Source organism: Pseudoflavonifractor sp. An176 (genome assembly GCF_002160435.1).
GTDB classification, from domain to species: Bacteria; Bacillota; Clostridia; order Oscillospirales; family Oscillospiraceae; genus Enterenecus; species Enterenecus faecium.
This window is the reverse complement of record NZ_NFKO01000001.1, coordinates 199,299-213,546: the sequence shown is the minus strand read 5'-3', so window position 1 is coordinate 213,546 and position 14,248 is coordinate 199,299. Positions and strand designations below refer to the sequence as shown.

At 62.0% G+C, this 14,248-nt stretch carries 8 protein-coding genes; 7 read left to right on the top strand and 1 reads right to left on the bottom strand.

Translation table 11 applies throughout. The features are described 5' to 3' along the window. The first annotated feature begins 4 nt into the window (after nucleotides 1-4). The 4 genes from B5F12_RS01000 (at nucleotide 5) to B5F12_RS00985 (ending at nucleotide 4,257) form a co-directional block, all read left to right on the top strand. Nucleotides 5-1,282, top strand: coding sequence for an L-threonylcarbamoyladenylate synthase (locus B5F12_RS01000; RefSeq protein WP_087228909.1), 1,278 nt, complete (start codon nucleotides 5-7; stop codon nucleotides 1,280-1,282). Further along, complete coding sequence (gene coaE / locus B5F12_RS00995; RefSeq protein ID WP_087228906.1) at nucleotides 1,279-1,884, top strand: dephospho-CoA kinase; 606 nt, start codon at nucleotides 1,279-1,281, stop codon at nucleotides 1,882-1,884. The genes B5F12_RS01000 and coaE overlap by 4 nt, the downstream gene beginning before the upstream one ends. A gap of 20 nt (nucleotides 1,885-1,904) precedes the next feature. Beyond that, entirely contained in the window at nucleotides 1,905-3,308 is a 1,404-nt protein-coding gene (locus tag B5F12_RS00990; protein ID WP_087228903.1) for an aminopeptidase, read from the top strand. 253 nt (nucleotides 3,309-3,561) lie between these two features. Continuing rightward, on the top strand, nucleotides 3,562-4,257 hold the full coding sequence (locus B5F12_RS00985) for an ATP-dependent Clp protease proteolytic subunit (RefSeq protein WP_087228899.1): 696 nt from the start codon (nucleotides 3,562-3,564) through the stop codon (nucleotides 4,255-4,257). A gap of 36 nt (nucleotides 4,258-4,293) precedes the next feature. Here the strand turns inward: B5F12_RS00985 and B5F12_RS00980 are convergent, their stop codons facing one another. Then, nucleotides 4,294-4,782, bottom strand: a complete 489-nt coding sequence (locus B5F12_RS00980) for a DUF3592 domain-containing protein (protein WP_087228896.1) — start codon at nucleotides 4,780-4,782, stop codon at nucleotides 4,294-4,296. A 233-nt stretch (nucleotides 4,783-5,015) separates the two neighbouring features. Here B5F12_RS00980 and B5F12_RS00975 point away from each other — a divergent pair, with 233 nt between their 5' ends. The 3 genes from B5F12_RS00975 to B5F12_RS00965 all read left to right on the top strand — a co-directional run bounded on the left by B5F12_RS00975 (nucleotide 5,016) and on the right by B5F12_RS00965 (nucleotide 14,243). Continuing rightward, nucleotides 5,016-10,343: a discoidin domain-containing protein gene (locus tag B5F12_RS00975; protein ID WP_087228893.1), complete on the top strand. Its 5,328-nt coding sequence runs from the start codon at nucleotides 5,016-5,018 to the stop codon at nucleotides 10,341-10,343. A gap of 414 nt (nucleotides 10,344-10,757) precedes the next feature. Further along, nucleotides 10,758-11,600 (top strand): undecaprenyl-diphosphate phosphatase, encoded by an 843-nt coding sequence (locus B5F12_RS00970; RefSeq protein WP_242954855.1) that lies wholly within the window; start codon nucleotides 10,758-10,760, stop codon nucleotides 11,598-11,600. Between the two features lie 15 nt (nucleotides 11,601-11,615). Continuing rightward, nucleotides 11,616-14,243 (top strand): DNA translocase FtsK, encoded by a 2,628-nt coding sequence (locus B5F12_RS00965; RefSeq protein ID WP_087228890.1) that lies wholly within the window; start codon nucleotides 11,616-11,618, stop codon nucleotides 14,241-14,243. The last annotated feature ends 5 nt before the right edge of the window (nucleotides 14,244-14,248 follow it).

Here is a 14,248-nt window from a genome sequence, read left to right as displayed (position 1 = left end):
AGAAATGTATACCCATGTGATTTTTGACTTAGACGGAACCCTCCTCAACACCATTGACGACCTGGCCAACGCCGGAAACTGGGTGTGCACCCAGCGGGGCTGGCCCACCCACACCGTGGAGGCCTACAAGACCAAGGTGGGCAACGGCATCCCCAAGCTGGTGGAGCGGTTTGCCCCCCAAGGCACATCCCAGGAGGAGCTGGAGGAGGCTCTGGCCCAGTTTATGGACTACTACGGGGCCCACAAAGAGGACCTCACCGCCCCCTATTGGGGGATGGCCCAGGTTCTGGACGCCTTAAAGCAGGCGGGGGTGGGCATCGGTGTGCTCACCAACAAGGCCCACTCTCTGGCTGGGGCGGTGATGGAGCGGTACTACCCTGGGGTGTTCACCCACATCCAGGGGGCACTGCCCGACCAGCCCACCAAGCCCGACCCTACCTTGCTCTATGCCCTCATGGAGCAGATGGGAGCCAAGCCGGACACCACCCTCTTTGTGGGGGACAGCAACGTGGACATCCGCACCGGTAAAAACGGCAAGCTGGACACCTGCGGGGTGCTGTGGGGGTTCCGAAGCCGTGCTGAACTGGAGCAGGAGGGGGCCCACCACTTGGTGGAGCGGCCCGGACAGCTCCTCTCCCTGGTGCTGGGTCGACCTGAGACCCAGACCTTGGCTCCCCACGAGGTGACCAAGGCTGCCCAGCTGTTGGCAGCGGGGGAGCTGGTGGCGGTGCCCACCGAGACGGTGTACGGCCTGGCCTCGGATGCCTACATCGAGGAGTCGGTGCGGGCCAACTACGAGGCCAAGGGCCGCCCGGAGGAGAAGCCCCTGAACGTGCTGGTGGACGGCATGGACATGGTGGAAGGGGTGTGCCGGGACATTCCCACTGAGGCCTACACCCTGGCCAAAGCCTTCTGGCCTGGCCCTCTGACCATGATTTTGTGGGGCAAGGGCACCCTGCCCTCCATCGTTCCCGCCGGGGGCACCACTCAGGGGGTGCGCTGCCCCGACCACCCGGACACCCTGGGGGTTATCCGGGCTCTGGGCCATCCTCTGGCCTGTCCTTCCGCCAACATCTCCGGCCACCCCAGCCCCAAGAACGCTTCCCAGGTGCTGGAGCAGCTGGACGGCCGCATTGGGGCAGTGCTGGACGGCGGCCCATGTTCGGTGGGGGTGGAGTCCACCATTGTGAACCTGACCGTAAAACCCTTCCGCATCCTCCGCCAGGGCGGCCTGAGCCGCGAGGCCATTGAGCAGGCCCTGGGCTGTGAGGTGGAGGGATGAGCTTCACCATCATTGGCCTCACCGGGCCCACAGGGGCGGGCAAGACCACCGTGCTCCACGTGCTGGAGGGCATGGGGGCGGCGGTGTTGGACGCCGACGCCATCTACCATGACCTCACCGTGTCCAGTCAGCCCATGCGCCAGGCGCTGCAAGAGCGGTTTGGCCCGGACATCTACGATGACCAGGGTGTGCTGCTTCGAAAGCAGTTGGGGGCCAGGGTGTTTGGGGACTCCCAGGCCCTGGAGGATTTGAACGCCATCACCCACCGCTATATCCAGCTGGAAATCCAGCGCCGTTTGGACCAGGCCCAGGCGGAGGGAAAGCAGATGGCGGTGGTGGACGCCATTGCCCTCATTGAGAGCGGAGTGGCGGACATCTGCCACATCACCGTGGCGGTGGTGGCCAAGGCGGAGACCCGCATCGGGCGCATCATGGCCCGGGACGGCATCGACGAGACCTATGCCCGCAAGCGGGTGGAGGCTCAGAAGCCTGCGGAGTTTTTCCAGACCCACTGCCAGTACACCTTACACAACGACGGAGACGACCCGGGGCAGCTGGAACAGCAGGCCACGGCGTTGTTTGCCCATATATTGCACAGATAAACATATAGGAGGTTATACCCATGGAAGAGAACAACAAGGGAAAGCTGCTCCGGGAGCAGCTGCTCAACCAGAAGAAGAACGGCTGGGACAAGGTGGACGAGGCCACCGAGCACGCCATTTTTGATTACTGCGAGGGCTATAAGGTCTACCTGGATAAGGGCAAGACCGAGCGCACCTGTGTGGACTACACCGTGGAGCTCATTGAGGCTGCCGGTTTTGTGCCCCTGGAGCGGGGTATGGAGCTGGTTCCCGGCATGAAGGTCTACCGGGTCAACCGGGGGCGCGGCATCAACCTGGCGGTCATCGGCTCTGCCCCCCTGGATCAGGGCGTGTCCATTGTGGCTGCCCACATCGACGCCCCCCGTCTGGACCTGAAGCCCACCCCCCTCTATGAGGACAGCGAGATCGCCTTCCTCAAGACCCACTACTATGGCGGCATCCGCAAGTACCAGTGGGTGACCATCCCCCTGGAGCTGCGGGGCGTGGTGGTGCTCAAGGATGGCTCTGTGGTGAATGTGTCCGTGGGCGGCAACCCCGGCGATCCCCAGTTCACCATCAACGATCTGCTGCCCCACCTGGGTGCGGACCAGTCCAAGAAGCCCCTGGGCGAGGCTATTCCTGCTGAGAGCCTGAACCTGGTGGTGGGCAGCCGCCCCCTGAAGGACGACGAGGGCGACGGCCGGGTGAAGCTGGCTGTGATGCAGATTTTGAATGAGAAGTACGGCATCACCGAGGCCGACTTCATCTCCGCCGAGATCGAGGCGGTCCCTGCCTTCAACGCCACTGACATCGGCTTTGACCGTACCCTGCTGGGCGCTTACGGCCACGACGACCGGGTGTGTGCTTACGCTGGCCTGAAGGCCATGCTGGACCTGGAGGGAACTCCCTGCCGTACCGCCGTGTGCGTGCTGGCCGACAAGGAGGAGATTGGCTCTGAGGGTGTGTCCGGCATGCAGTCCGCCTTCTTTGACACCTTCATGGAGGACCTGTGCGACAGCCAGAACGTGCCTCTGCGGGCCTGCTATGAGAAGTCCTTCTGCCTGTCCTCCGACGTCACCGCCGCCTTCGACCCCAACTTTGCTGAGGTCTATGAGCGCAACAACTCCGCCTTCGTTAACTACGGCGTGGGCCTGAGCAAGTACACCGGTGCCCGCGGCAAGGGCGGCTGCTCCGACGCTGGCGCTGAGGCTGTGGGCTATATCCGCCGCCTGCTGGACGACCGTGGGGTTCTGTGGCAGATGGCTGAGCTGGGTAAGACCGACCAGGGCGGCGGCGGCACCGTGGCCTGCTACATGGCCAACCGCAACATCGACACCCTGGACGCCGGCGTGCCCGTGCTGTCCATGCACTCTCCCTTTGAGACCGTGTCCAAGCTGGACTGCTACATGACTTACGCAGCCTGCCGGGCTCTGTACGAGGGCTAAGATTTCCGTTCAAAAGGCAAAGCCTTTTAAACGGAGAAGTTGCAGCCTGCTGCGCGCAAGATTTTGCCCACCAGGGGCGGGCAAAACTCACACTTGCAGGCTGAGAGGTGTTTTTCCCGATGCGCATGTCCCCGGGAAAAACGGATTCTGATGTTTCGCACCTGCGGGTGCGAACTCTGCGAGGCTTTTTTGCCGTTTGCAGGATAAAGCACCCCATTCCTGGAAATACTATCCGGGAAGGGGGTGCTTTTGCATGAAAAAAGAGGATAACAGCGGGGGAACACAGCCTGCGGAGGAACAGCAGCAACAGCTCACCGAGCTGGGGGCTTCCATGGTGAAGACCGGGTGCGGGACCATTCAGACCATCACCATCATTGGCCAGATCGAGGGGCACCAGGAGGCCCCGGAGGGGGCCAAGACCACCAAGTATGAGCACGTGCTGCCCCTGCTCACAGCGGTGGAGGAGAGCGATGAGGTGGACGGGCTGCTCATCCTGCTCAACACCATGGGGGGCGACATCGAGGCGGGGCTGGCCATTGCGGAGATGATCGCCGGGATGTCTAAGCCCACGGTGTCCCTGGTGCTGGGGGGCGGCCACTCCATCGGGGTGCCCTTGGCGGTGTCCGCCAAGGAGTCCTTCATTGTGCCCTCCGGTGCTATGACCATCCACCCGGTGCGGCTCAACGGCATGGTCATCGGGGTCAGCCAGACCTTCCACTACTTCCAGCGGGTGCAGGAGCGGATTTTGGACTTTGTCACCCACAACAGCGCCATCACCCGGGAGCGACTGGAGAAGCTAATGCTCAACACACAGGAGATGGCTGCCGATATGGGCAGCATCGTCTACGGCCAGCAGGCAGTGGAGCTGGGGCTCATTGACCACCTGGGCGGGCTGTCCGACGCCATGGCCTGCCTGCGCAAGCGCATGAAGAAATATCGTAAGAAGTGAACATCCCGCTCTGGTTATCCAGAGCGGGATGTTCCTTTAGCGCAGGGGAAGACGGCGAACGGGGCCGCCCTGCTTTTTCTTTTTGTAGAGGGAGGGACCATAGAGGAAGATCACCGCCAGCACGGCGGATATGCTGGCCTGAATGATAAAGGCCATGTCCACGGCCAGATTGGCCGTGGAGGCATCGGGACTGTCGGGATTGTATTTGATGGTCAGGGAGTCCCCAGCCTTGAGATCGTCGCTGGAGCGCTGAGCGGTGCCGGTGTAGGTGGTGTCTCCTGCCTCATATTGGTACTCCACCTCATACACCGTGGTACCATTCACCTGGGAGTCAGTGACCTCCACCACCTGGGCAGTGGCAACGGTCCACTCGGTCTGGTCCCACTGGGTCTGGAAGTTGGAATAGCCGGAGATGAAGATGCCAACGGCGCTGACGGCAAATACGAAGCCCAGAAACAGGATGAAGTTGAAGAGAAAGCCCGAAGACTTCGCCTGCGGCTGGTTGTGTGTTTTCTTTTGTTTCATGTTGATTCACCCCAAAAAGTATCAGGGACAAGGGAGACGCACCGTCCCATGTCCTTTCCTGTAATGATACCCGACCTGGGGGCCTGTGTCAATGAAATCCGAAGTTGTATGTATGTGGATGAAAAATCCACCGCAAAATGACAGAGAACGAAAAGAAAACCTTGCGTTTATTGTAAAATGTGCTAAACTAAAACAGACAAGTGGAAGCGAAATTTGACAAGGGAGGAAAGGAAATGAAGGTAATGAAGAAAAAACAGGTGCTCAGCCTGGCGCTGTCCGCCCTCTTCCTGGCCAGCAGTCTGCCCCTGCAGGCCATTGCGGCAGACACAGGTGGAGATACCAAGGCGGCGGCCCGTGCCGTAGAGGGTACCGCCATGATTACCCCGGACAGTCCGGTGTTTGTGTCCTCGGGGGCGTCCACCGCCCACTATGCTGTGGACGGCATCACCCAGGAGACCTATCAGTGGGCCTCGGACGACATGAAGACCAGCGGTGCGACCCCCACCGATGCCCAGACCCCCCAGTGGCTCACCGTAGACCTGGGGGAGAGCGTGACCCAGCCCGTGGAGGTGGCGGGGGTTCAGCTGTGGTACAACATGAAGGTGTGGCCCATGGTGTACGAGATTCAGACCTCTTCGGACAACGGGACAGAGGACGCCTGGACCACCCTGGTGCGGGTGGAGCGCTCCCCCTTTGACGGAGCGGTGAAAAACGGCAGCGGCCAGAACATCGCCGACGAGACGGGGAACACCACCCCCGCCTCCGCGGCCAACACCGACACCATCACCTCGGACACCACCCCCGCCCTGGCAGAGGGGGCCTCAGTGGAGCGGTATGTGCGCTTCTATGTGGAAAAGGTGAACACCGCCGCTCCCGGCAACAACGTGTGCCTGCGGGAGATTCAGGTGTATGCCAAAGAGGCGGAAGAACCCACCGAGGAGCCCTGGAACCTGGCCCTCAACCGCCCGGTGACGGCCAGCGGGGCCGTGGAGGGGACCTCCGCATCCAATGCGGTGGACGGCTCCAAGACCACCCAGTGGAACTCCCCGGACCTGAAGGACTTCAAGGTCACCGACAACTCCAAGGACCAGGAGCTCCAGACCCCTCAGTGGCTCCAGATGGACCTGGGAGCCACCGGCTCGAAGCTTCAGACCGTGAAGATCACCTATGCCAGCAACAAGGTGTGGGCCATGGAATATGAGCTCCAGACCACCGACACCCCGGAGGATGCCGATTCCTGGCAGCGGGTGGCCTATGTCAGCCGAGCTTCGGCTAATTCCACTCTGGTCAACGGAGAGGGGCAGAACATCGCAGACCCTGCCAGCTATACCGACACCATCACCACCACGTCCCAGCCCGCTCTGGGTCAGACCCAGCTGGGCCGGTATGTGCGGCTGTACATCCACAAGACCAACGCCCAGGCCCCCGGCGGCAACAATGTGAACATTGCCGAGGTTGCGCTCATGGGCACCAATCCCGACGTTCACCCCCCTGTGGACGTGGATGGAGCACTGAATAAAGTCACTGTGTCCAATCCCAGCCTGGGAGATACCCAGATCACTTTGCCCACCATCTCCGGGGCGGACCTGGTGGTGCGGGGCAGCGAACTGGAGAACGTGGTGGCCAATGACGGCACCATCAGCTCGTGGAACATTGGCGCTCGGGACGTGACGCTGCTGCTGCGCCTTACCGACCGGGGAGACGAGACCAGCTATGCCCAGAAGAATGTCACCGTCACCGTGCCCGACCACTCCTCCAACTATCCCACTGAGTGGTTCCCCACGGTGACCAACCCCAACCCCAAGCCCGAGGTCATTCCCACCGTCCAGGAGTGGTACGGCTATGAGGGCAGCTTTACCCTCACCGCGGACTCCAAGGTCATCCTCAACGACAAGGCCAATGTGGGCCTGGACAAGGTGGCCCAGAACCTGGTGACCGATGTGGAGGAGATCTCCGGCATCACCCTGACGGTGGAGACAGGCACCGCCCCCACCGGGCCCCACGACATCTATCTGGAGTCTCTCACCGACCCCGCCGCCTATGACCTGGGGGAGGAGGGCTACCTGATGGTGACCAATGACCAGGGGCTGCACATCTATGCCCCCACCTATACCGGATGCCTGTATGGCACCATCACCGCCGAGCAGATTCTGTGGCAGGCCCAGGACCATGTGTCCATTCCCCAGGGCATCATGCGGGACTATCCCGCCTATGAGGTGCGTGGCATCATGCTGGACGTGGCCCGCACCCCCTACCGCTATGAGCTGCTCCAGGACTATGCCAAGATCATGCTGTGGTACAAGATGAACGAGTTCCACCTGCATGTCAACGACAACGACAACGCCAACATCAGCTCCTCCTCCTTTGAGACTCATTCCGGCTTCCACCGCCTGGAGAGTGAGGAGTTCCCCAGCCTCACCTCGGAGACCAAGCATGCAGGCATTCCTGCCGATCTCATCAACTCCGACTACTACAACAACAACGAGGACTATCAGGGCAACCCCACCTACACCAAGGACCAGTGGCGGGCGCTGACCCAGATGTGCGAGGACATGGGCATGTATGTGCTCACCGAGCTGGACATGCCCGGTCACTCCCTGCTGTACAACAAGTACGCCGCTGAGAACCCGGACAACATTGAGTGGCTGGCCGGGGGCACCATGCTGGCCCCCAGCACCACCAGCCTGGGCCAGCAGCTGGAGCTGCTGGACTTGACCGGCCCCAACAGCCAGCGGGCCCTGCGCTTTGCCTCCACCCTGTGGGACGAGTACACCCGTGGGGAGGACCCGGTGGTGAACGCGGACGTGGTGCACATCGGCGCCGATGAGTACTGGGTGCACAACCAGGCCACCAACGATGCCTTTGCCAAGTTTGCCGACACCATGCGCCAGACCATCCAGAACAACCTGGGTGAGGACACCAAAATCCGCATGTGGGGCGCCAGCACCGGCAGCTTTGCCACCGCTCAGACCGCCCTGGGCAAGACCGCCCAGGAGCTGGCGGAGGACTACCAGCTGGACATCTGGAGCACCGCCTATGACCAGGCCGCCCAGCGTGTGGCCGAAGGGTATCAGGTCATCAACTGCCGGGACGCCTTCCTGTACGCCAACCCCGGCCGCACCAACCGAGACGTGCCCAACGCCGAGTACCTGTTCTACGACTGGAACCCCACCATGTTCGGCGGCAACAACCCCCTGGTGGGTGAGCCCAACCTGGTGGGCGCCAAGGGCGTGGTCTGGGGCGACCAGAGCCAGGAGGGCATGACCGAGCAGGACATCCACCAGCGGGTGCTGCGCACCGTGTCCATCCTCAGCGAAAAGACCTGGGGCGGCACCGACGAGGAGGATACCTTCCCTGAGTACGAGCTGCGTGCTGCCCGTCTGGCCGAGGGCCCCGGAACCCAGATCGCCATGGAGGTGGACAGCGCCAGCTCCCTGGTGCTGGACTACAACTTCCAGAATGTCTCCAAGGACGGAGATAAGGTGTATGACGCCAGCGGCAACGGCTATGACGCCACCCTCACCGGCGGCGCTGTGGAGGACGGCTGGCTCACCTTCGACGGCTCCGCCCTCCTGGAGACCCCGTTGAAGACTCTGTCCTATCCCTACACCGTCTCCTTTGATTTGAAGCTCTCTGTCCAAGATGGTGAGGCCAACACCGCCGAATCCTCCCTGTTCTCCGGCTATGACGGCCGCATCCAGGTGGCGGGACACAATGGCAACCTGAGTGCGGATGTGAACTACTTCACCCGTGACTTTGGCTACCAGGTGCCCACCGACGGCACCGCGGTGAACATCACCATCGTGGGCACCTTCCAGGCCACCCGACTCTATGTCAACGGCCAGCTGGTGACCTTCCTGTCCCAGAAGCAGGACCAGGACGGCGTGACCCCCAATGCGGTGTCCACCCTCTACTCCTCGGTGCTGCTGCCCCTGGAGAAGATCGGTCAGGACTTCCACGGCCAGATGGCCAACCTGAAGGTGTACAACAAGGCCCTGTCTGCCCAGGAGGTGGCAGGGACCGATGACGGCCTGGTGAACGTGGCCCAGGACGCCTACGCCGGCGGCGACTCCTACCAGAGCAGCGACGCCTCCGGCCAGGACAACGGAGTGCAGCGCACCCGCATCGCCATGAAGGCGGTGGACGGCGAGACCTTCACCAGCGACGACGATGCCTCTTCGGAGATCTACTCCTACTGGCAGGGCGACCACGGGGACAGCTCCCTCACCGTGGACCTGGGCCAGGTGCGCACCATCTCCCAGGTGGACCTCCAGTGGAGAGCCGACGGCGTGGGCCGTGACATCAAGATTATGACCTCTCTGGACGGGGAGACCTGGACCGAGGCCAAGGTGGTCTCCGGCAACACCGCCGCCCGCCAGACCGTGAAGCTGGACCAGGCGGTGGAGGCCCGCTTTGTGAAGATGCAGGGTAACCAGTCCAGCGGTGTGTACAAGCTCCAGGAGATGCTGGTCTACGAGCAGGTGGACAAGACAGAGCTCCAGGCGCTGTTGGCCCAGGCCGAGGAAATCGTGGCCGAAAAGGGCCTGACCTTTACTTCTCAGGACACTCAGGAGGAGCAGGCGCTGTTTGAGGCCGTGGTGCTGGCCCGTGCCCTCCAAGGCAGCCCCTTGGCTACTCGCAGCGAGGTGGAGAACAGCGCCGCAGCCCTCACCGAGGCCATGGAGAATCTGCCTGTGGAGCCTACACCTACTCCCACTCCCGAGCCTACGCCGGAGCCCACCCCCGAGCCCAGCCAGGTGGACAAGACCCTGCTGCAAAAGACCTATGACTACGCCATGACGCTCTCCACCGAGGGTGTCACCGACACTGCCAAGGCTGCTTTTGAACAGGCACTGGCCAATGCCAAGGTAGTTCTGGCGGATGAAAACGCCTCTCAGGAGGATGTCAACGCCGCTTGGGACGCCCTGCTGGAGGGTATCTGGGGCCTGGGCCTCACTCAGGGCGACAAGGCCATGCTGGAGCAGCTGATCGCCAAGGCGGAGGACATGACTGCCAACGCTGACAAATATGTGGCCGACCACTGGCAGGAGTTGGTGGGCGCCCTGGCGGCTGCCAAGGACGTGATGGCCGACGGCGACGCCATGGAGGAGGACGTGCAGCCCGCCGCTCAGGTGTTGCTCAATGCCATCCTGGCCCAGCGTTTCAAGGCTAACAAGTCCATCCTGGAAGACCTCATCGGCAAGGCTGAGAGCTTGGACCTGTCCGGCTACACCGCCGAGAGCGTGGCCACCTTCCGCACCGCTCTGGCCAACGCTCAGATCGTGATGGCGGACAACAGCCTCACCGAGGACGACCAGAAGACGGTGGACGCCGCTGTGGCTCAGTTGGACACCGCCATCCGTGGTCTGACCACCGAGAGTGGTGAGACCCCCAACGCCACCGACAAGCCCGAAACCACGGACAAGCCGGATGCCACCCAGAAGCCGGAGAGTGTGCCTCAGACCGGAGATGGGAACTGGGTGATGGTGCCCGTTCTGACCCTCTTGGTCTGTGCTGCTTGCCTGGCTGTGGTTGCGGCGGCCCGCAAGCGAGTCCGCTGATCTCTTTGCACCAAATACCCCGGACCGGGTTCTCCCGGTCCGGGGTATTTCGCGTGTCGAACCAGTTCGACACGTTTCTCAAAAATGCCAGCATTTTTGAGAGAAATTGCAGCCCGCTGCATGCAGAATCGGGTCAAAGGGCGACCCGATTCCACACTTGCGGGCTGAGATGTGTTTTTCCCGATGCGCATGTCCCCGGGAAAAACAGATTTTGATTTATTTTCCCGCCCTTAGGCGGGAAAACTCTGCCGAGGGCTTTTTGACGATGCAATATCATCTGGCCTTTTGCATGGATATGAGATATTTTGACGAGATTTCCGATGGTAGGGAGAAAAACGCTGGAATTTGACTATGGGATGTGGTAATATACTATGATGCACCGGATTTCAGTCCTGGGCAATCAAGAAAAATGAGGTGATAATCTTGTCCTTGCTCATGTCAATGTTTATGGGCTTTGTCCAGGGCGTGGCGGAATTTCTGCCCATCTCCAGTTCCGGGCATTTGACCCTGTTGCAGCACTTCTTTGGGATGAAAGAGGTGGATAACCTCTTTAACATCCTGCTGCATTTTGCCACGCTTCTCGCTGTGTGCGTGGTATACTGGAAGGACATTGTGGAGATGGTGGTGGAGTTCTTCCGCGGCTTCGCCTCTCTGTTTTCCGGCCACGGCAGCCGGGAGTCCCGGCCCCCCACGGCCCGCCGCCTGGTGTTGATGGTCATCGTGGGCACTCTGCCTCTGTTTGTGGTCCTGCCCTTGGAGGGGGTGGTGGAGCAGCTGGGTAACTATCCCGCGGCTGTGTCTGTGATGCTCATTCTCACCGGCTTTATTCTGTTTTTCTCGGACCGCATGGGCGGCGGACGTAAGAACGCCCGCACCGCCACCGTGAAGGATGCTCTGTTGGTGGGCATTGCCCAGGGGGTGGCTACCATCCCCGGCATCTCTCGTTCCGGCAGCACCATTTCCGCCGGTATGCTTCTGGGCTTTGACCGGAAGTTTGCCGTGCGCTATTCCTTCCTGCTGTCCCTACCTGCGGTGCTGGGCGCTACCTTGCTCAAGGTGGGCAAAGCCGTGGGCGAAGGTGTGGACACCAGTTTGCTGCCCAACTATCTGGCGGGCATGGTGGTGGCCGGCGTGGTGGGGTATTTCTCCATCCAGCTGGTGCGCCTGCTGGCCAGCAAGGGCAAGTTCGGCAATTTTGCATACTACTGCTGGATCGTGGGCGTAGTTTCCCTGGTTGCCGGTTTTATCGTACTCTAATGTGAGGAGGAAGCTATGGCTTCAACGCAAAAGAAAACCACCAAAAGCGGCGGGAAACGGACCCAGAGCAAGTCTGCCGCTCCCAAAAGTACCAAAAAGAAGACGACCTCCACCGCCAAGCCCAGAAAGAAGGCGGCCCCTGCCGCTCCTTCCTACCACCGAGAGATTGGCGGCGTGGTATGCCTGGTGTTGGCCTTCTTTGGCTCTTTTGGCTACTTTGGTGTCAAGGCCGCATTCATCGACCTGTTTTGCGACTTGCTCCGGGGCCTGTGTGGCTACGGCTACTACCTGGCGCCGCCCGTGCTGGTGCTGTGCGCCTACATCTTGATCTTTCACCGCCGCCGCCCGGTGCGGCTGCGCCTGACCTGTGCACTGCTGCTGCCGGTGCTGGCCGGGGCTATACTCCACCTCATGCTCAGCGGCATCCGCTTTACATGGGGGATGAATCTCATGGGCCAGCTGTGGATGGCTGGCCTGCGCAGCAACTCCGGCGGTGTGCTGGGTGGCATCCTGGCCATCTCCTTCCGCTACGCCTTCAGTACGGTGGGAGCTATGGTGGTGCTCCTGGTGGTGACTCTGCTCACCTTGCTCTTCTCCTTCAACCGCACCCCGGTGGAGTTCTACCAGGACATGCGGGGCTGGATGGAGGAGCGGGAAGAGGCCCGGCAAGCCCGGTGGGAAGAGGAGGAAGCGGAAGAGCCTCAGACCTATGAGGAGCCTCAGCCGCCCGCCCCTCGGAGAAGGGAGCGGAAACCCGCCATTGATATTCCCGTAGACGACACCCCCGCCCCTCAGCCTGCCCCCCGAAAGAAGAAGCTATTCGACTTGTGGGGGAAGGAATCCGAGCCTACGCCGCCCGCCGCAGTTTCGGAGGAGCCCACGGGTGAGGTGGCGGTGGAGGAGGAACTGCCCGAGATTTTCCCCGCACCCCAGGTGGAGCCGGAGCCTGAGTTGGCTGTGGCTCAGCCCGTCCCCGCACCGGCCCAGCCCCCGGTGGAGAAGGTTACCCGCCAGGAGGCTCAACAGGCCCACGCCCAGGTGGCCCAGGAGATCGAGGCAGGCATGGAACAGAGCAACACCGGGGTGTACCGCTATCCCCCTGTGTCCCTGCTGGCGGAAGGCAGCGGCATGGCCGCCGCTGCCGCTGGAGAGCTCCAGACCAACCAGCAGCGACTCCAGGACGCCCTCATCTCCTTCGGCGTGGATGCCCACATCGTCAACGTCACCCGGGGTCCCTCGGTGACCCGGTACGAGCTGGAGCTGGAGCAGGGCGTGAAGCTGAACAAGATCACCAACCTCTCCGACGATATCGCCTTGGCTCTGGGCGCCTCCGCGGTGCGTGTGGCCCCCATCCCCGATAAGATTTCCACGGTGGGCATTGAGGTGCCCAACCGCCAGGTGAGCCCTGTGGCCATTCGGGACGTCATCAGTGACCGAGCCTTTACCGACAGCCCCTCCAAGGTATCCTTTGCCGTGGGCAAGGACATCGGGGGCAACTGTGTGGTGGGCAACATCGCCAAGCTGCCCCATATGCTCATTGCCGGTACCACCGGTTCCGGTAAGTCGGTGTGCACCAACTCCCTCATCATCTCTCTGCTGTACAAGGCCACCCCCGACGAGGTGCGCCTCATCATGGTGGACCCCAAGATGGTGGAGTTGGGGGTGTACAACGGCATCCCCCATCTGCTCATCCCCGTGGTCACCGACCCCAAGAAGGCCGCCGGTGCTCTGCAATGGGCGGTGTGCGAGATGATGAAGCGGTACAAGGCTTTCTCTGAGGTGGGAGCCAAGGATCTGGCTTCCTACAACAACCACGCCCGCAAGAGCGGGCGGGACACCATGCCCCAGATCGTGGTGGTCATCGACGAGCTGGCCGACCTGATGCTGGTGGCCGCCAAAGAGGTGGAAGAGTCCATCTGCCGGGTGGCCCAGATGGGCCGTGCCTCGGGCATGCACCTGGTCATTGCCACCCAGCGTCCCTCTGCCGACGTCATCACGGGCCTGATGAAGGCCAACATCCCCAGCCGCATTGCCTTTGCCGTGGCCTCCAGCTTGGAGTCCCGCATCATTCTGGACACCACCGGTGCCGAGAAGCTGGTGGGCAAGGGCGACATGCTCTATGCCCCTCTGGGCCAGGGCAAGCCCCAGCGTGTCCAGGGCTGCTTTATCTCTGAGGAGGAGGTGGCCCAGGTGGTGGACTTCATCAAGCAGAGCGGCACCGCCCAGTACGACGAGTCGGTGATGCATGAAATCGAAAAGCACGCCGAGGAGAAGGAGAAAGGCGCCAAGGGTGTGGGCGGGTCCGATCCCAACCAGGGCGGGGACTATGACGAGCTGCTCCCCGCTGCCATCGACGTGGTGCTGGAGGTAGGACAGGCCTCGGTGTCCATGCTCCAACGCCGCCTGAAGCTGGGCTACGGCCGAGCCGCCCGCCTGGTGGACCAGATGGAGGAGAAGGGCGTGGTGGGCCCCTTTGAGGGCTCCAAGCCCCGCCAGCTGCTCATTACCAAGGAGCAGTGGCAGGAGATGCAGTACCGCCAGAACATGGTGGACGCCGTGCCCGAACCCTCGGAGCCGGTACCGGAGGAGTTCCCCTTTGAGGGGGACGCCGTGGAACAGAGCCGGGATTTACCGCCATTTTAAGAAGA

Excerpts from the sequence above, each read along its gene's own strand:
- B5F12_RS01000 (WP_087228909.1), top strand. The coding sequence starts at position 5 with ATGTATACCCATGTGATTTTTGACTTAGACGGAACCCTCCTCAACACC.
- coaE (WP_087228906.1), top strand. The coding sequence starts at position 1,279 with ATGAGCTTCACCATCATTGGCCTCACCGGGCCCACAGGGGCGGGCAAG.
- B5F12_RS00990 (WP_087228903.1), top strand. The coding sequence starts at position 1,905 with ATGGAAGAGAACAACAAGGGAAAGCTGCTCCGGGAGCAGCTGCTCAAC.
- B5F12_RS00985 (WP_087228899.1), top strand. The coding sequence starts at position 3,562 with ATGAAAAAAGAGGATAACAGCGGGGGAACACAGCCTGCGGAGGAACAG.
- B5F12_RS00980 (WP_087228896.1), bottom strand. The coding sequence starts at position 4,782 with ATGAAACAAAAGAAAACACACAACCAGCCGCAGGCGAAGTCTTCGGGC.
- B5F12_RS00975 (WP_087228893.1), top strand. The coding sequence starts at position 5,016 with ATGAAGGTAATGAAGAAAAAACAGGTGCTCAGCCTGGCGCTGTCCGCC.
- B5F12_RS00965 (WP_087228890.1), top strand. The coding sequence starts at position 11,616 with ATGGCTTCAACGCAAAAGAAAACCACCAAAAGCGGCGGGAAACGGACC.